This window comes from Micromonospora sp. M42, from assembly GCF_000568915.1.
GTDB classification, from domain to species: domain Bacteria; phylum Actinomycetota; class Actinomycetes; order Mycobacteriales; family Micromonosporaceae; genus Micromonospora; species Micromonospora chalcea.
On record NZ_KK037233.1, the window covers coordinates 2,067,755 to 2,085,037 of the forward strand.

Annotated in this window: 12 protein-coding genes, 1 pseudogene and 1 riboswitch; of the genes and pseudogenes, 5 read left to right on the top strand and 8 right to left on the bottom strand. The window is 73.0% G+C overall.

Annotated features, from left to right (window positions below):
- Window positions 1–216 precede the first annotated feature (216 nt).
- The 4 genes from MCBG_RS09305 to MCBG_RS09320 form a co-directional block, all read right to left on the bottom strand.
- On the bottom strand, window positions 217–1,062 hold the full coding sequence (locus MCBG_RS09305; RefSeq protein WP_181373702.1) for a C39 family peptidase: 846 nt from the start codon (window positions 1,060–1,062) through the stop codon (window positions 217–219).
- A gap of 194 nt (window positions 1,063–1,256) precedes the next feature.
- A riboswitch (cyclic di-AMP (ydaO/yuaA leader) is annotated at window positions 1,257–1,397 on the bottom strand.
- Window positions 1,398–1,697: 300 nt separating this feature from the next.
- Window positions 1,698–2,462 (bottom strand): hypothetical protein, encoded by a 765-nt coding sequence (locus MCBG_RS09310; protein ID WP_043325119.1) that lies wholly within the window; start codon window positions 2,460–2,462, stop codon window positions 1,698–1,700.
- Between the two features lie 139 nt (window positions 2,463–2,601).
- Window positions 2,602–2,934 carry a hypothetical protein gene (locus tag MCBG_RS09315; RefSeq protein ID WP_043325120.1) on the bottom strand — a complete coding sequence of 111 codons (333 nt, stop codon included), beginning with the start codon at window positions 2,932–2,934 and terminating at the stop codon, window positions 2,602–2,604.
- 80 nt (window positions 2,935–3,014) lie between these two features.
- Window positions 3,015–4,223, bottom strand: a complete 1,209-nt coding sequence (locus MCBG_RS09320; RefSeq protein ID WP_043325121.1) for an acyltransferase family protein — start codon at window positions 4,221–4,223, stop codon at window positions 3,015–3,017.
- Window positions 4,224–4,371: 148 nt separating this feature from the next.
- Between MCBG_RS09320 and MCBG_RS09325 the strand changes: the two genes are divergently transcribed.
- The 3 genes and pseudogenes from MCBG_RS09325 to MCBG_RS09335 all read left to right on the top strand — a co-directional run bounded on the left by MCBG_RS09325 (window position 4,372) and on the right by MCBG_RS09335 (window position 7,810).
- Window positions 4,372–5,697 carry a polysaccharide pyruvyl transferase family protein gene (locus MCBG_RS09325; protein WP_043325122.1) on the top strand — a complete coding sequence of 442 codons (1,326 nt, stop codon included), beginning with the start codon at window positions 4,372–4,374 and terminating at the stop codon, window positions 5,695–5,697.
- Between the two features lie 66 nt (window positions 5,698–5,763).
- A pseudogene (locus MCBG_RS09330) lies at window positions 5,764–6,377 on the top strand (alpha-ketoglutarate-dependent dioxygenase AlkB).
- Between the two features lie 95 nt (window positions 6,378–6,472).
- The gene (locus MCBG_RS09335; protein WP_043325123.1) at window positions 6,473–7,810 is read left to right on the top strand and encodes a uracil-xanthine permease family protein; all 1,338 of its coding nucleotides are present in this window, start codon (window positions 6,473–6,475) and stop codon (window positions 7,808–7,810) included.
- A 493-nt stretch (window positions 7,811–8,303) separates the two neighbouring features.
- On the opposite strand, the gene MCBG_RS09340 is transcribed toward MCBG_RS09335, so the two are convergent.
- Both MCBG_RS09340 and MCBG_RS09345 read right to left on the bottom strand, forming a co-directional pair.
- Complete coding sequence (locus MCBG_RS09340) at window positions 8,304–10,793, bottom strand: DNA gyrase/topoisomerase IV subunit A (RefSeq protein WP_043325124.1); 2,490 nt, start codon at window positions 10,791–10,793, stop codon at window positions 8,304–8,306.
- Window positions 10,794–10,825: 32 nt separating this feature from the next.
- Window positions 10,826–12,940: a DNA gyrase/topoisomerase IV subunit B gene (locus MCBG_RS09345; RefSeq protein WP_176722910.1), complete on the bottom strand. Its 2,115-nt coding sequence runs from the start codon at window positions 12,938–12,940 to the stop codon at window positions 10,826–10,828.
- A 289-nt stretch (window positions 12,941–13,229) separates the two neighbouring features.
- Between MCBG_RS09345 and MCBG_RS09350 the strand changes: the two genes are divergently transcribed.
- Window positions 13,230–14,486, top strand: coding sequence for an SGNH/GDSL hydrolase family protein (locus tag MCBG_RS09350; RefSeq protein ID WP_043325125.1), 1,257 nt, complete (start codon window positions 13,230–13,232; stop codon window positions 14,484–14,486).
- 41 nt (window positions 14,487–14,527) lie between these two features.
- On the opposite strand, the gene MCBG_RS09355 is transcribed toward MCBG_RS09350, so the two are convergent.
- On the bottom strand, window positions 14,528–15,160 hold the full coding sequence (locus MCBG_RS09355) for a class I SAM-dependent methyltransferase (RefSeq protein WP_043325126.1): 633 nt from the start codon (window positions 15,158–15,160) through the stop codon (window positions 14,528–14,530).
- Window positions 15,160–15,597 carry an RrF2 family transcriptional regulator gene (locus MCBG_RS09360; RefSeq protein ID WP_043325127.1) on the bottom strand — a complete coding sequence of 146 codons (438 nt, stop codon included), beginning with the start codon at window positions 15,595–15,597 and terminating at the stop codon, window positions 15,160–15,162. The genes MCBG_RS09355 and MCBG_RS09360 overlap by 1 nt, the downstream gene beginning before the upstream one ends.
- Window positions 15,598–15,752: 155 nt before the next feature.
- On the opposite strand from MCBG_RS09360, the gene MCBG_RS09365 reads away from it, so the two are divergent.
- A complete protein-coding gene (locus MCBG_RS09365; RefSeq protein WP_043325128.1) occupies window positions 15,753–16,964 on the top strand; it encodes a globin domain-containing protein in 1,212 nt (403 codons plus the stop codon).
- The last annotated feature ends 319 nt before the right edge of the window (window positions 16,965–17,283 follow it).

Consider the following 17,283-nt stretch of genomic DNA (forward strand, 5'->3'; position numbering starts at 1 on the left):
GACCCGCCCCCACGCCCCACGCCGCCCGCCCTCGCCCTCGCCCTCGCCCTCGCCGCCGATCTTGGAGTTGTGGTGCCTTCCATAGCGGGCGAGCCGGGCATACCAGGCGCCACAAGTCCAAGATCGACGCGCCGAGAGGGCGGCGGGCCAGGGCGGGTGGGGACGGGGAAGGCCGGCGCCCCGGGAGGGGTGCCGGCCTTCCGGGGGTGCGGAGGGTCAGGCGGAGTAGCCGCGGCTGGCGATCCAGTGCGCCAGGTCGATCGTGGTGAGCCAGTACGACGGCAGCGACGGGTCGGCCGAGTCGGCGATCCGGACGGTCCGGCCGTCGTCCTTGTAGCCGATCACCGCGACGTAGTGGCCGCCGGGGAACGAGTGCCAGCCGCCGTTGGTGTCGGTGGCGGTGCCGGCGACGTTCGCGACGACCCCTCGGCCGTTGCTGATCGCCTCGACCACGTCGGCCTGGAGCCGGTCCATCTGGGCCGGGCTGGCCGAGCCGGGAATCATCCGGGTCCGGTACGGGTTGCCCTTGACCTGCTGGTTGAGCACGCGCGTGGTGTCCTCGGCCGAGTTGGTGCCCATCTCGGTGGTGCCGAGCGGGCCGGCGAGTGCGTCCTGGCTGCGCTCGATGCCGGTGGCGCTGAGCGCGTTGCGCACGGCGGCCGGGCCGCAGTAGTAGTAGTTGATCTGCGCCTGGTAGTCGTAGTCCAGCGTCTTGCTCGACGGCGGCTTCGGCGCGGCCTTGGTGACGTCCGGGTCCGCCGCGGCCTTCTTCGCCGACGGGGAGGCGCTGGGCGACTTGCTGGGCTCGGCGCTCGGCGACACCGGCGGGACGCCGATACGCGCCTCGCTGCGGCTGGCGGGCTCGCCGAGCCGTGCGCCGAGTTCGGCGACCGAGGCGGTGTTCTCCTGCTGGACCGGGGCGTCCTCACCGGCGGCGAGGGCGGTGCCGGCGCCGGCGGCCAGCACGAGCGCCGCGGCCGATCCGGCGATGATCTGGTACGGGCGTTCGGTGGCGATCCGCCGCAGCTGACGCTTCAGGTGGTGCTTCACGAAATCCTCCACGGGGGGCGTGATCGGCACACGCCGGCCCGGCACGTGGAGGGGTTCACACGTGCTGGCAGGCCGGATTGGCCGGGGGAACGGGTACGCCCGCGATGCCGGGCGCCCAGGGGCGGTTTGCCGGTCGCGTCAGGCGAGCGCGGGTACCGCGGAGCCGTGGAGGCGGGGGGACGATCGAGGGGTGGGCACGAGGATGGGACTCCTTCCGTGGCCGCCGACCGGGTTAGCTGACGGATTCGGGCGGGAAGTACGCCCTACCGCGGCAGTGGCCGCGGATTCACCCCGATGGTGCTCATGGTTCCCCGGTTCGTGATGACACGATTAGGCGGGTCGGCGCGGCGTCGCCTTCTGCGATCGGTTACCGCACCGGACGCGCCGACACTACCGGCGGGTACTGCCCCTGCCAAGCGCTCCCACCTGCGTAAACATGATCCCCGGTAACGGATTTCGGAACAGCCGGTTACTCACTTCACTCAATGGGACAAGCGGTGGTGACGGCGCCCGGGAGGCGAAAAGGGGACAGACGGCGAGCGCCTGACCGGCAATGGCGCGGCTCATTGGCCTGTTCTGCGCTCCACGCCCGTTTCGGCGCCGGGGGTGAGCCGGCTCACCACATTCCGGGTAACAATTCGGTCGCCTCAGCCGACCCGGGCCGGACGCCAGCGGGCGTTGCGGACGGACGCGCCGACCGGCAGGGGGATCGTCGCCACGCCGCGGGACACCGGGGCGGGCCGCACCGCCAGGGTGGCCGCGTACGCCTCGGCGGCGAGCGTACGGGCGGCCTCGGCGGCCAGTTCGGCGTCCCGCCACGCCTGCCGCTCCCGCTCGGCGGCGCTCTCCCAGCCGGTCCGGCGCCGGTCCCGTACGGCCCGGGCCAGCACGATCTCCTGCTCGGCCGGGTGCCGGCGCGGGTCCCACCCGTTGCGGCGCGCCAGCACGTCGGCGAGTTGCCGGGCGGACAGGTCGCCGCGCCAGTGCGCCGTCATGGCGGCGTGGTGCAGCCAGCGCTCCCGGGCCGCGTACTCCGCCGGGGTGCGCGGGGTGCGCGGGGCGGCCAGCGCGGCGGCCCCGGCCAGGCGGCGGGCGGCGCTGTCCGCCTCGTCGTACGCGGTCCAGGCGCGTTCCGCCTCGTCCTGCGCGGCCAGCCACCGTTCCCGGCGGCGACGGGCCGTCTGGGCGGCCCCGGCGGCGGCCACCGCCACCTCCTCGGCGTACCGGACGAGGTCGTCGCGGCGCGCGGCGTCCTGGTCCACCGGATCGGCGGCAGCCTCGGCGACGCCGTCGCGCTCGGGCCGGGCCACCAGCGCGGCGAGCAGGCCGAACGCGAGCAGCATCAGGAAGGACCAGATGGCGGCGGCCTCGGGGACCGCGGTGAGGAAGTGGTAGAGAGCGGTCTGCGACATGGTCGGCACCTCACGGGAAGAACCTGGCGGGAGAATCCGCACGGCCGGTCGGGGCGCGGCGCGGGGGCGCCGGGCCGTCGAAGGGCGGGTGCGGGATGACGTTCGGTGGGTGCGGTGACGGGCGCGGCCCGTGGGCGGATCAGCGGGCGGGCGGGGCCCGCAGGCCGACCGGCGCGGTGATCCGGCCGGCCGGGACCGGCTGCGGGTCGTTCGGGAGCGTGTCGGTGGCCCGTGCGGCGGGCGCGGGTGCGCCGTCGGGACGGGCCTGCCGCTCGGCGGCGCGGTCGGATTCCGGTCGCGGGGCGGCCGGCGTGCTCACGTACGCCGGGCCGGCTGGCGCGGCCGGGGCGGCGACGGCCGGCAGCGTGGCCGCGCCGAACGAACAGGCGACGACCACGGCGAGACTGGCGAGCATCCGGGCGGTCCAGCGCGCCACCCACCACACGGGGCAGGTGAGCGCGATCGGAAGCACGGGTACAAATTACCGCCGAACCCCCACTGGCGCACCGCCGCACGGCGTGTCGCGGACCGACCGGCCGGCGTGTGCGCGTGTCAGTCCGGGCGACGCCGCCCGGCGTACTCGATGTCCTCGGCCGGACCGGAGACGGACCGCGCGCCGCCGTCGGCGGCCGCGCCCTCGGCGGGCCCGCGTGGAGCCGGCACGGCCGGTGCGCGCGACGCCGCGCGGGCCCGGCGGGTCGGGCCGAGCAGGCGCATCATCGGCACCTCCACCCAGCGGTGCAGCGCGGCGGCCAGCGCGAGCGTGAGCAGCAGGAAGCCGAGCACCGCCAGCGGCCCCCGCCAGCCGGGCAGGCCGGTCCCCCAGTCCCCGGTCAGCCGCAGCACGGTGACCATGACCAGCACGTGCACCAGGTAGAAGGCGAACGAGACCTCACCGAGCCAGATCATCGGCCGGGACCGCCAGGGGGTGGGCCGGCCGCGCACGTCGGCGTCCGCCGCCGCGGCGATGACCAGCAGGTACGCCACGGCGAGCAGCGCCGCCCAGAACTCGGCCGGGATCCACAGCGCGGCGACCACCCAGGTGGTGACGAACAGGCCGGTGGCGACCGCGAGGTTCGGTCCGCGCCAGCGGTGGCGGCGCATCAGCTCGGCGGCGGCCACCCCCATCCAGAACTCCAGCGACCGGGTCACCGGGAAGATCTGGGTGAACCACCACCGCTGCTCCTCCGGCACGAGCTGCTGGCCCGGCCACAGCGCCAGGATGAGCAGCGGCGCCGCGACCAGCACGGTCCGCAGCACCCCGGTACGGGCCCGGCGCAGCCACGGCACCACCAGCGGCAGGCACAGGTAGAACGCCAGCTCGCAGGAGAGCGACCAGCTCACGTTGTTGACGCTGTAGAAGTAGCCGTTCAGCGGGATCCACGCCTGGACCAGGAAGAAGTTGCCGATCGCCGCCCACGGCAGGACCGGGTCGGCGAACCAGGCCGCGACCGCCAGCGCCGCCACGAACGTCACCACGTGGTTCGGGTAGATCTTGGCGAGCCGGCGGCGCAGGAACGTCCACGCCCGCTCCCCGTCCCGGTACGACCAGACCAGGACGAACCCGCTGAGGATGAAGAAGAACTCGACGCCGGACAGGCCGAGGCTGAACGCCTTGTCCACCACCGCCTTCAGGTGCGGCTCGGCGACGATCCCCATGGTCCCGGCGTGGAAACCGAAGACCAGCAGCGCGGCGATCCACCGCAATCCGGTCAGCGACGGCAGGCGCGGGGCACGGGTGACAGTCGGCGCGCTGGTCATTCCGGGCACCCTACCCCGGAGTACCGGGACGTTCCCGGCGAGCCGACGGCCGCCGGGTCACCCAGGGACGGCGGATAGGATTTCCGTTCCTGCACGCGCGGGCGACGCCCGCCGGCACGCCGTGCCGTACGGAAGGTGAGCGAACCGGATGCACCAGCGGATCCTGCTCCGCGCCCGCAAGGGCCCGTTCGACGTCCTCACGCCGGAGGAGACGTTCGCCGGCAACTGGATCGGGGACAACAGCGGAAACCTGGTCTTCAGCCACGCCGCGCACAAGCTGCTGGCCACCTCCGCGGCGGAGATCACCGCGACCCGCACCCCGGCCGACCCGCGCCTCGCCGACGAGATCAACGAGCGGTACGACGTGTTCGTCGTACCGCTGGCGAACGCCTTCCGTCGCAGCTTCGTGCACCGCCTCGCCCCGCTGACCCGGCTGATCGAACGGCTGAAGATCCCGGTGGTGGTGCTCGGTGTCGGCGTGCAGACGAACGTCGACGGCGACCGCGAGTACCTGCGCCCGATCGACGAGCCGGTGCGCGCGTTCTGCAAGGCCGTGCTGGACCGGTCGCACAGCATCGGCGTACGCGGCGAGGTGACCGCGAGCTACCTGAACACGCTCGGCTTCTCCGATGTGGAGCAGATCGGCTGCCCGTCGATGTTCCTGCACGGCGACACGTTCCAGCTGGCGAAGAAGCAGCCGGAGCTGACCGCCGAGTCGAAGGTCGCGCTCACCATCTCGCCGTACGTCCGCTCGATGGCCTCGGTGGTCCGCCACCACCACGAGCGCTACCCGAACCTGTGCTACGTGCCCCAGGACCTGCGGACGCTCGGCACCCTGCTCTACGGCGACGCGCCCGAGCACCGCGGCCAGAGCAGCGACATCCCGCTGCACACCTCGCACCCACTGTTCGTCGAGGACAAGGTGCGCATGTTCGTCGACCCGTGGACCTGGATGGACCACCTCTCCGGGTACGACTTCGCGTTCGGCACCCGCATCCACGGCACCATCACCGCGCTCGTCGCCGGCACGCCCGGCTACCTGTTCGCGCACGATTCGCGCACGCTGGAACTGGCCCGCTACTTCGACATCCCGCACCGGATCATGCGCGACGTGCCGGCCGACGTGGACGCCGCCGACCTCTACGCCGAGGCCGACTACACCGCGCTCACCGAGGGCCACAAGGCCCGCTTCGAGACCATCACCGCGTTCCTGCGCAAGCACGACCTCGGCATCTCGTTCGACGACGACGACAGCGCCGCCCGCTTCGACCAGCGGGTCCGCGAGACGGTGTTCCCGCCGGCCGTCCGGCCCGCTGCCGCCACCCCGCCGGCCGAGCTGCTGACCCGCATCGAGCGGCTGCGCGACGAGAACGCCAAGCTCACCGGGACCATCGACGCGCTGCGCTCGCAGCAGCTCCGGGAGCGGATCAAGCAGGCCGTCCCGGGCAAGGTCCGCCGGATGCTGCGGCGCTGATCGTCGTACGCCTGTTCTAAGCAGGGTACGATCGGCGGCGTGCCCGACGTCGCGTACCAGCCTTCGATGCTCGACCTGGCCGAGCAGGGCCCGACCCTGGGCCCGCTCGCCGGGGCGGTGCGCCGCCACGAGCTGAGCCGGGGCGCCTGGGTCGACCACCTGCCCGGCTGGGTCCGGGGCTCCGACGCGGTGCTCGACACGCTGCGCCACGACGTGCCCTGGCGGGCCGAGCGCCGCACCATGTACGACACCGCTGTCGACGTGCCCCGGCTGCTCTGCTGGTACGCCGCCGGCCGGCCGCTGCCGCACCCGGTGCTCACCGCGGCCCGCGACGGCGCTCACCCGGGCACTACGCGCCCGAGCTGGGCGGAGCCGTTCGTCACCGCCGGCATGTGCCTCTACCGCTCGGGCGCGACAGCGTGGCCTGGCACGGCGACACGCTGGGCCGCTCCGCGCACACCGACACCATGGTGGCGATCGTCTCGTTCGGCTCCCCGCGCGCGCTGCTGCTCCGCCCTCGCGGCGGAGGCGGCGGCAGCCTGCGGTTCCCGCTCGGCCACGGCGACCTCGTGGTGATGGGTGGCTCCTGCCAGCGCACCTGGGAACACGCGGTACCGAAGACCACCCGCCCGGTCGGCCCCCGCGTCAGCGTCCAGTTCCGTCCCACCGGCGTCGCCTGAGCCCGGGGCGGGCCCACATCCGTGCTGGGCACGTGCTAGAAACAACTCCCAGGGTCGATCACGCCCCCGTCACCCGATGACGCGAAGGGCGACCGATGACCCAGTCCCCCACCTCCCGCTGGTCCCCGTGGACGCTGCACGGCGACGGCCGCCAGGTACGCCCCGGCGACGTGGTCGCGCCCGACGAACGGCTCTCCTGGCCGCGCACCGTCGGCGTGGGCGTGCAGCACGTGGTCGCCATGTTCGGCGCCACCTTCACCGTCCCGCTGATCACCGGCTTCCCGCCCGCCACCACGCTGCTCTTCTCCGGGCTCGGCACGCTGCTGTTCCTGCTGATCACCGGCAACCGGCTGCCCTCGTACCTCGGCTCGTCGTTCGCGTTCATCGCGCCGGTGCTCGCCGCGAAGACCGACGGCGGCATCGGCGCGGCCCTCGGCGGCATCGTCGTCGCGGGCGTCGCGCTCGCGCTCGTCGGCGTGGTGGTACAGGTGGCCGGCTCCCGCTGGATCGACGCGCTGATGCCGCCCGTGGTCACCGGCGCGATCGTCATGCTGATCGGCCTCAACCTGGCGCCGGTGGCCTGGGACGGCGGCGGCGCCGGCACCGGCGTGAAGGCGCAGCCGCTGATCGCCGTGGTCACGCTCGTCGCGATCCTGCTCACCACTGTGCTGTTCCGCGGCTTCGTGGCGCGGCTGTCGATCCTCGTCGGCGTGGTGGTCGGCTGGGTGCTCGCCGCGCTGACCGGCAACCTCGACCAGCAGGCCGTACGCGGGCTGCGGCAGGCCGCCTGGGTCGGCTTCCCCGAGTTCCACACGCCGAGCTTCGACGCGCGCGCCGTCGTGCTGGTCATCCCGGTGATCCTGGTGCTGATCGCGGAGAACGCCGGGCACGTCAAGGCGGTCGCCGCGATGACCGGCCGCAACCTCGACCGCGACATGGGCCGGGCGCTGCTCGGTGACGGCGTCGCCACGGTGCTGGCCGGCTCCGGGGGCGGTTCCGGCACCACCACGTACGCGGAGAACATCGGCGTGATGGCGGCGACCCGCGTCTACTCCACCGCCGCGTACTGGATCGCCGGCGGCACGGCGATCCTGCTCGGCCTGTGCCCGAAGTTCGGCGCGCTGATCCTCACCGTCCCGGCCGGCGTGCTCGGCGGCGCCACCACCGCGCTGTACGGCCTGATCGCCATCCTGGGCGCCCGGATCTGGATCGAGAGCCGGGTCGACTTCCACGACCCGATCAACCTGTTCACCGCGGCGGTGGCGGTGATCATCGGTGCCGCCAACTACACGCTGACCGCCGGTGACCTGTCGTTCAACGGCATCGCGCTGGGCACGGCGGCCGCCCTGATCATCTACCACGGCATGCGCCTGATCGCGCGGCTGCGCGGCACCACGCCCGAGTCCCGCCAGTCCCCCGACCCCGAACTCTGACCCCTCCCCTCCTCTCCCCTTCCGCCCGGCCCGGCCCGGCCTCGTTGATCATGAGGTTAGCGGCGCAAATTGTCCGACTCACACCCGCCAACTTCATGATCAATGGACCACTTGGCGCGCGATTGGGGCCGGCCCACGCGAGCGGGACACCCAGAGGGCCCGAAGTGCAAGATCGCGCGGGTGCCCCCAGCGGCCCGACGCCCTCGCAGCCAGGGCCAGCCAGCCCTCAACCACGTCGATCATGAAGTTAGCGGCGCCCGGTGTCCGTTTTGTCGCCGCTAACCTCATGATCGACCGTGCAGGGCCGAGGTCTTCCGCCAAAACACCCGGAATGTGCCCCATTACCCCTGGGGCAGCCCTGCCCCCGGAGTGCCCGGGCGCGTTGATCAAGGAATTTAGGGCCTGCAGAGAGCGCAAAAAGGCCGCCAACTCCTTGATCAACGCGTCGGGGCGGGAGGGGGCGGTCTCCCGCCGCCCTCCCCCAGCTGGCTCGTCAGTCGCGGTCGATGTGGTGACCCACCACCGTCGGGCCCAGCATCACGGCGAAACCGGAGCCGTCCCGGCGCGGGTCGGCCGGCGGCAGGTCCACCGGGTCGCCGGTCGCGGTCGCGCCCACCGGCCGCGGGCCGATCCAGGCCACCGACAGCTCCACCTCGCCCTTGAGGAACCGCTGCGCGCGCACGCCGCCGGTCGCCCTGCCCTTCGCCGGGTACGCCTTGAACGGCGTCACCTTCACCGTGGCGCCGGTCGACGTGACCACCATCGGCTCACCGTGCGCCGTATCGTCGGTGCGGATCGCGCCGAAGAACACCGCCCGCGCCCCGGCGGGCAGGTTGATGCCGGCCATGCCGCCACCCTTGAGCCCCTGCGGGCGCACCACCGAGGCGGCGAAGCGCAGCAGCGACGCCTCCGAGGAGACGAACGCCAGTGTCTCGGCGCCGTCGGTCAGCCAGGTCGCGCCGATCACCTCGTCGCCGTCCCGCAACGAGATCACCTCGAACTCTTCGGAGCGGACCGGCCAGTCCGGCGCGCACACCTTGACCACGCCGGCCCGGGTGCCGAGCGCCAGCCCGGGGGACCCCTGCGCGGACGACCCCAGCGGGGCCAGCCCGACGACCGTCTCGCCCGGCTCCAGCGGCACCAGTTCCGCAGCCGACATGCCGCCACGCAGCGACACCGTGCCGGACTGCTCCGGCAGCACCGGCAACGGCAACACGTCGATCTTGAAGGCGCGCCCGGCGCTGGTCACCAGCAGCACCCGGCCCCGCGCGGTGGAGTGCACGATCGCGCGTACCGCGTCGTGCTTGACCCGGCCGCTGCGCCGGCGCGCCTCGGCGGCCTCCTCCGACTCGGCCGCGGTCCGCGCCACCAGCCCGGTGGCGGAGAGGATCACCTGGCACGGGTCGTCGGCCACCTCCAGCGGGCCGGCCGGCACCGAGGCGGCGAGCACCTCCTTGAGGTCGCCGTCGACGAGCGTGGTGCGCCGCGGCGCGCCGAACTGCTTGACCACCGCGGCCAGCTCGTCGGAGACGACCTTCCGAAGCACCTTGTCATCGTCCAGGATCTTCGACAGCTCCGCGATCTCGCCGCGCAGCTTCTCCTGCTCGGCCTCCAACTCCAGCCGGTCGTACTTGGTCAAACGGCGCAGTGGAGTGTCCAGGATGTAGCTCGCCTGGATCTCGGAGAGCTTGAACTTCTGCATCAGGCCGTCCTTGGCGGCCTGGGCGTCCTCGCTGGCGCGGATCAGCTTGACCACCCGGTCGATGTCGAGCAGGGCGATCAGCAGGCCGTCGACCAGGTGCAGGCGTTCCTCCCGCTTGCGCTTGCGGTACGCGCTGCGTCGGGTCACCACCTCGTAGCGGTGCGCCAGGAACACGTCGAGCAGTTCCTTGAGCCCGAGCGTGCGCGGCTGCCCGTCCACGAGCACCAGGTTGTTCACGCCGAAGGACTGCTCCAACGGGGTGAGCCGGTAGAGGTCGGCCAGCAGCGCCTGCGGGTTGACGCCGACCTTGCACTCGACCACGAGACGGGTGCCGTTCTCCCGGTCGGTGAGGTCCTTGACGTCGGCGATGCCGGTCAGCCGCTTGGTCTTGTTCACCTCGTTGGTGATGGCCGCGATGACCTTCTCGGCGCCGACGCCGTACGGCAGCTCGGTGACGGTGATGGCCTGCCGGCCGCGGCTGCCCTCCAGCGGGCCGATCTCCACCCGCCCGCGCATGCGCACCACGCCGCGCCCGGTCTCGTACGCGCGGCGCACCTCGTCCAGGCCGAGCAGCAGCCCGCCGGTGGGCAGGTCGGGGCCGGGCACGAACTCCATGAGCTTGTCGAGCGTGGCGTCCGGGTGGTTGATCAACCAGCGGGCGGCCTGGACCACCTCGCCGAGGTTGTGCGGGATCATGTTGGTGGCCATGCCGACCGCGATGCCGGATGCGCCGTTGACGAGCAGGTTCGGGAACGCCGCCGGCAGCACCGTGGGCTGGGTCAGCGAGCCGTCGTAGTTCGGCTCGACGTCGACGGTGTCCTCGCCCAGCTCGCCGGTGAGCAGCATCGCCTCCCGGGACATCCGGGCCTCGGTGTAGCGCGCCGCTGCCGGGCCGTCGTCCGGCGAGCCGAAGTTGCCGTGCCCGTCGATGAGCGGGACGTTGAGCGAGAAGTCCTGTGCCAGCCGCACCATCGCGTCGTAGATCGCGGTGTCGCCGTGCGGATGGTACTTTCCCATCACATCCCCGACAATTCGAGCACTCTTGACGTGGCCGCGGTCCGGCCGGTGGCCCTGCTCGTACATCGACCACAGGATCCGCCGGTGCACCGGCTTGAGCCCGTCGCGCGCGTCGGGCAGCGCGCGGGAGTGGATGACCGAGAACGCGTACTCCAGGTAGGAGTCCGAGACCTCGGTGACCAGCGGGTTGTCGAAGACGCGAGCGCCGGCCTGGTCGAAGGCGGCCAGATCCGCCTTCGCGCGGTCGTCCTTGCGGCGTGCCATGGTGCGGTTTCCTTCCGAGACGAACCCGTTGGTCAGGCGTCGATGGCGTCGCGGTCGACCCGGTCGGCGGAGTCGATCAGCCAGTTGCGGCGGGGCTCGACCTTCTCCCCCATGAGCAGTTCGAGGATCCGCTCGGCGGCGTCGACGTCGTCGAGCGTGATGCGGCGGACCGCCCGGGTGGCCGGGTTCATGGTGGTCTCCCACAGCTCGTCGGCGTCCATCTCACCGAGGCCCTTGAAGCGCGGGATCGGCGTGACGATCTGCTTGCCGGCCTTCTCCAGCTTGCGGACCGTCGCCTCCATCTCCGCCTGGGTGTAGGTGTAGACGGTCTGCGGGTTGCGCCCCTTCGTGGTGATCTTGTGCAGGGGCGGCATCGCCGCGAAGAGCCGCCCGGCCTCGATCAGCGGCCGCATGTAGCGGGCGAACAGCGTGATCAGCAGGGTACGGATGTGCGCGCCGTCGACGTCCGCGTCGGCCATGATGAGGACCCGGCCGTAGCGCAGGGAGGACAGGTCGAACGTGCGGCCGGAGCCGGCGCCGAGCACCTGCACGATCGCGGCGCACTCGGCGTTGTCCAGCACCTGCTGGAGGTTGGCCTTCTGCACGTTGAGGATCTTGCCGCGGATCGGCAGCAGCGCCTGGTATTCGGAGGACCGCGCGAGGCGCCCTGTCCCGAGGGCGCTGTCCCCCTCCACGATGAACAGTTCGCTTCTCTCGATGCCCGCGGCCCGGCAGTCGACGAGCTTGGCCGGCATGGCCGCGCCCTCCAGCGCGGTCTTGCGGCGGGCGGCGTCCTTCTGCTGCTTCTGGGTGAGCCGTACCCGGGCCGCGTCGACGATCTTCTGGAGCACCGTCCGGGCCTCGGCCTTGGTGCGCCGGTCGTCCAGCCAGCTCTTGAGGTGCGCCTCGATCAGGCCCTGGAGCACCTTGGTGATGCCGGCGGTGGACAGTTCGTCCTTGGTCTGCGAGGTGAACTGCGGCTCCGGGATGCGCACGTGCACCACGGCGGTCATGCCCTCCAGGACGTCGTCCAGGGTGGGCGCGTCCTCCTTGGGCTTGAGCAGGCCGCGGGCGTTGCGGGCGGCGTCGGCGAGGGTACGCGCCAGCGCCCGCTCGAAGCCCTTGCGGTGGGTGCCGCCGTGGGCGTTGCGGATGGTGTTGGTGAAGCACTCGACGGTGCGCTCGTAGCCGGTGCCCCAGCGGAACGCCACCTCGACCTCGGCGCGGCGCTGCACGTTGGACTGCATGACGCCGTTGGCGTCGGCGGCGTTCTCCCGGTAGGTGCCCTCGCCGGTGACCAGCAGCGTGCCGGAGACCGGCCGGTCGCCGGCCGGGGCGAGGTATTCCACCATGTCGGTCAGGCCGTTGGGGAAGTGGAAGCGTTCCTCGACCGGCTCCTCGCCGGTCTCGTCGCGCAGCCGGTAGGCCACGCCGGGGACGAGGAAGGCGGTGTTGCGCAGCTTGAGCCGGACCGCCTCGGTGTCGAGCGCGGCGCCGGTCTCGAAGTAGCGGGGGTCGTGCCACCAGCGGATCGAGGTGCCGGTGCGCTGGCCGCGCTTCATCGCGCCGACGATCTGCAGGCCGGGACCGGGGGTGAACGGCGCGTCGGGGCCGGCTCCGTCGAAGACGCCCGGCACGCCGTGGCGGAACGACATCGCGTGGATCTTGCCGCCGCGCCGGACGGTGACGTCGAAGCGGCGGGACAGGGCGTTGACCGCGGAGGCGCCGACGCCGTGCAGGCCGCCGGAGGTCTTGTAGCCGGAGCCACCGAACTTGCCGCCCGCGTGCAGGCGGGTGAGCACCAGCTCGACGCCGGAGATGCCGGACTTGGCGTGCACGTCGGTGGGGATGCCGCGGCCGTCGTCGTCGACCTGGACCGAGCCGTCGGCGTGCAGGATCACGTCGACAGTGGTGGCGTGACCCGCGACACCCTCGTCGGTCGAGTTGTCGAGGATCTCGTTGACGAGGTGACCCACGCCACGGCTGTCGGTCGAGCCGATGTACATGCCGGGGCGCTTGCGGACGGCGTCGAGGCCCTCCAGGTGCGTCAGGTCGTCGGCCCCGTAGAGGGTCTCAGGCTGTGCGGTCAACTGGTCGTACTCCCAGGTCTCGGCGGTGTGGTGCCGTTCACCGTGTGACTCCCCCACGATGATCGCCGGGCGCGGCGCGCCGGAGCGAGCCTAGCCGGATGCCCTGACAGGTCGGCGGTACCGGGGCGGTGCGTTGCGCGATCGGCCTCGCGGCCGGGTCCGCGCCGCCGCCGCGTACGGCGGTCCGGCGGGCGGACGGGGCGTCCAGGCGGCACAACGATCCGCACGCCCGATGTCTTCCCCGGCGACCCGTCGCAGGTGTCAGGGCATTGACGCACGTCACACGCGCGTGATCTGATCGCCATCCCAAAGAATCTTTCACGTTTCGATGTCTGGGAGGTCGGGCATGTCCGTGTTCCGTCGTTCCGCGCTCGCGGCGGCGCTGGCGCTCGCCGCGGTGGCGTTACCCGCCGCCGCGGCGCCCGCCCAGCCGGCTGCCGCCGCGCTGCCCACCGCCGCGGTGGCGCTGGGAGACAGCTTCATCAGCGGCGAGGGCGCCGGGGCGTACGCGCCGGTGGTGGACGTCAACGGGGTGGCCCAGGGCTTCCCCGGCTGGTCCGCCGCCAACGCCAACGCCTACTTCTGCCACCGATCGCCGAACGCCTCGCTGTTCCAGGCGAACCTGCCCGGCATCTCCGCGCGGTTCAACCTGGCCTGCTCGGGCGGCCAGCCGTACGACATCGCGAACGCCTCGTCGACGCGGGCCAAGGGACGGCAGGTGGCCGCCCAGCTCGACCAGCTCCGGTCGGTGGCCCGGACCCACGACATCGACCTGGTGCTCGTCGGCCTCGGCTCGAACAACAGCTCGTTCACCTTCGGCAGCGTGGCGGAGAAGTGCGCCAACCGGTTCATCGCCGACGCCTGGACCGGCTGGTGGGAGTTCTGGGCGTACCTGGGCGGGCCGGTGGAGCAGAAGCCGTGCACCGACGCCGACCTGGGCACCGCCGCACAGTTCGCCGCCGCCACCGCGGAGACCACCACGGCGCTGCGGCAACTGCTCACCACGCTGGACGAGATCGACGCCGACGGCCAGCACCGGGTGGTGTTCCAGGACTACACCAACCCGCTGCCGTTCGAGCTGGAGCAGAGCTACTGGACCGAGGACAGCCGGGACGACACCCGGGACAAGTTCCGCGCGCTGGGCGCCGAGCGGTACGCGGCCGGGTGCCCGATCCACCGGGCCAGCCTGGCACCCGGGCACCGTTTCTCGCAGGGGCTCGGCACGCTGGTCAGCTCGGTGCGCGGCACGCTCGCCAACGAGTTCCCGCAGGACGACCTGGTCTACCTGAACGTGCAGCGCGCGTTCGACGGGGCCCGGCTCTGCGAGTCGACCGGTAGCCCGGGCAACGCCCTGGCCACGCCGATCCGGCTGATGGACGGCCCGACCGGCACGTTCGTCACCAGTCTCTCCGGGTTCGACAAGCTCGACATCCAGCGGATCGCCAACGCCTGCGGCACGTACTTCCAAACCTGCCAGGAGTCGTGGCACCCGAACGCCGCCGGGCACAAGGTGCTCGGCCGGTGCCTGGCCGGGGCGGCGGCCACCGGCGCCCGTACCGTCTCCTGCGTCCGCGCCCCGGACGGCACGGTGAATGTGAGCTGAGCACGCCGGACCGGGCCGGGACGAACCGGCCCGGTCCGGCGTCAGGCCCGGATCGCGGCGCCGAGCACGTGCGGCGAGGCCGGGGCCGGCAGCCCGGTCGGCGGGAAGCGGAAGCGGTCCAGCGCGGTCACCTCGAAACCGGCGGCGCGGATCGCGGCCACCGTGTCCCGGGCGGTGTGGCAGCCGGCGCAGAACAGCGGCCAGAGCGTGGCGTCGGCCAGGCGCTGGGCCCGGCGCAGGCCGGGCGTGGCGGCCACCACGTGTTCGTAGAAGCGCAGCTCGCCGCCGGGCCGCAGCACCCGCCGCGCCTCGCGCAGCGCGACCGCCTGGTCCGGCACCGAGCAGAGCACCAGCGACACCACCACCGCGTCGGCGGCGCCGTCGGCGACCGGCAGTTCCTCGGCCAGCCCGGCGGCGACGGTGACCGGGACCGGGGCGCCCGGCGCGGCGGCGTGGGCCAGCGCGCGCAGGTGGGGTTCCGGCTCGACGGCGAGCACGCCGGTCACGCTCGCCGGGTAGTGCGCGAGGTTGCGGCCGTTGCCGGCGCCGACCTCGACCACCCGGCCGCGCAGCCCGGCGACCAGGCGGGCCCGGTGCCCGGCCACGCCGGCCTGGTCCATCGCGACGCTGGCGCGGGCGAAGAGCCGGGCGAAGATCGGATGGGAGACGGCCATCAGCGACCGGCCGGTGGCGCGCCGAGGCTGAGCAGGAGCGGGCCGGCGGATCCGTCGACCAGGTCGCCGAGGCGTACGCCGTCGAGCACGGCGAGGAAGGCGGCCTGGGCGCGGCGCAGCTCGCCGCGCAGCCGGCACTCCGCGATGAGCGGGCAGACCGGCTGCGCGCAGTTGACCACCTCGCCGTCGCCCTCGAAGGCGCGGACCACCTGGCCGACGGTGAGGTCACCGGCGTGTTCGGCGAAGGCGACGCCGCCGGAGCGGCCTCTGATGGTGACCAGGACGCCGATGCGTTGCAGCCGCTGCACCACCTTGGCGACGTGGCTGCGGGGCAGCACGAGCCGGGTGGCGAGTTCGTCGACTGTGGCCCGGACCGGGGACGCGGCGGTGAGCATGGCGATCCGCAGCGCCATGTCTGTCGACCGGTTGAGCCTCACGCACCGACCCTAGCCATTCGGTGCCCTCGGCGACACAGGCAGATTCACGGTGACCCATGCCACCGCACTCCCGGGACCTTCGACCCTAAAAGAGGAATCCAGAAATCCTGTTTCGTGGGGATCGACCTGTTCGAGCCCCGGAAGGAGATTCGGTAGTGCTCACGGAATCCTCAGCAGCGATCGTGACCGCCACCCTGCCCGTCGTACGGGCACACGGCGAGGCCATCACCGGCCGCTTCTACCAGCGGATGTTCGACGCCCACCCGGACCTGCTGGACCTGTTCAACCGGGGCAACCAGGCCACCGGCGCGCAGAAGGCCGCGCTCGCCTCGGCGGTGGTCGCGTACGCGGCGCACCTGACCGGCGACGGCGGCATGCCGTGGGTGCCGGTCCTGGACCGGATCGCGCACAAGCACGCCTCCCTCGGCATCACCGCCACCCAGTACCCGATCGTCGGCCGGCACCTGCTCGCCGCCGTCGCCGAGGTGCTCGGCGACGGCGTCACCCCGGAGGTGGCCGCCGCCTGGGACGAGGTCTACTGGCTGCTGGCCTGCGAGCTGATCGCCCGCGAGGCGCGGCTCTACGCGGGCGCCGGCGTACCGGAGGGCGGTCCGGTGTGGCGGGACTGGCGGGTCACCGGCCGGACCCGGGAGAGCGCCGACGTCGTCTCGCTCACCCTCGCGCCGGCCGGCGGCGGCGCCGCGCCCGGCTTCACCCCCGGCCGGTACGTCTCGGTCGCCGTCGACCTGGACGGCGGCCGGGGACAGCAGATCCGCCAGTACAGCCTCTCCGGCCGTCCCGGCGCCGACCAGTGGCGGATCACCGTGAAGCGGGTACGCGGCGAGGGCGGCGCGCCCGACGGAATGGTCTCCGGTCACCTGCACGACCGGGTCGCGGTCGGCGACACGCTGCGACTGAGCCCGGCGTTCGGCGAGGTTGACGCGGCCGGCGGCGACGGGCCGCTGCTGCTGGTCAGCGCCGGGATCGGGCTCACCCCGGCGATGGCGGCGCTGGCCCACCTGGCCGACCGGGATCCGGGACGCCGGGTGACGCTGGCGCACGCCGACCGCGCCGCCGAGGCGCACGCGCTGCGCCACGAACTGCCCGCGCTGCAGCAGCGGCTGCCGAACCTGGCCCTCCACCTCTGGTATCTGGACGCCGCCGGGGCCGACCTGCCCGGCCTGAAGGCCGAGGTGTCCGCCGGACTGATCGACCCGGACCGGCTCGCGCTGCCCGCCGGAGTGACCGCGCACCTGTGCGGCCCGGTGGCGTTCATGAACCTGGTCCGGGCCAACCTGCTGCGCCGGGGCGTGCCGGGCGAGCGGATCGCCTACGAGGTGTTCGGCCCGGGGATGCTGCCGGGCTGACGCCCCGCGGCGAAACAGGACCTCCGGGGACCCGTTCTTCGGTACGGGGCACGCGTCGATGCCCTGGCCAGGGCCGCGAGCCTCCACAGCGGAGCGGGCGGCGCGCGGAGAAGTCGACGATCTCCTGGTTAGGGGCGCAGGCCGAGGGTACGGGTCCCTCCATGCGCGTCCCCGGCATCAACGCGATCTTCCGGCCCCCACGGAAGCTGTGGACGCCGTCCCACCGGAAGCCGGGGCGCCGGCCACCCGCGTCGACACGCTCGTGGAGGCGGCGCGCCGGCTGACCGAGGGCGCCGACGCCGCGTACCGACTCGGCGCA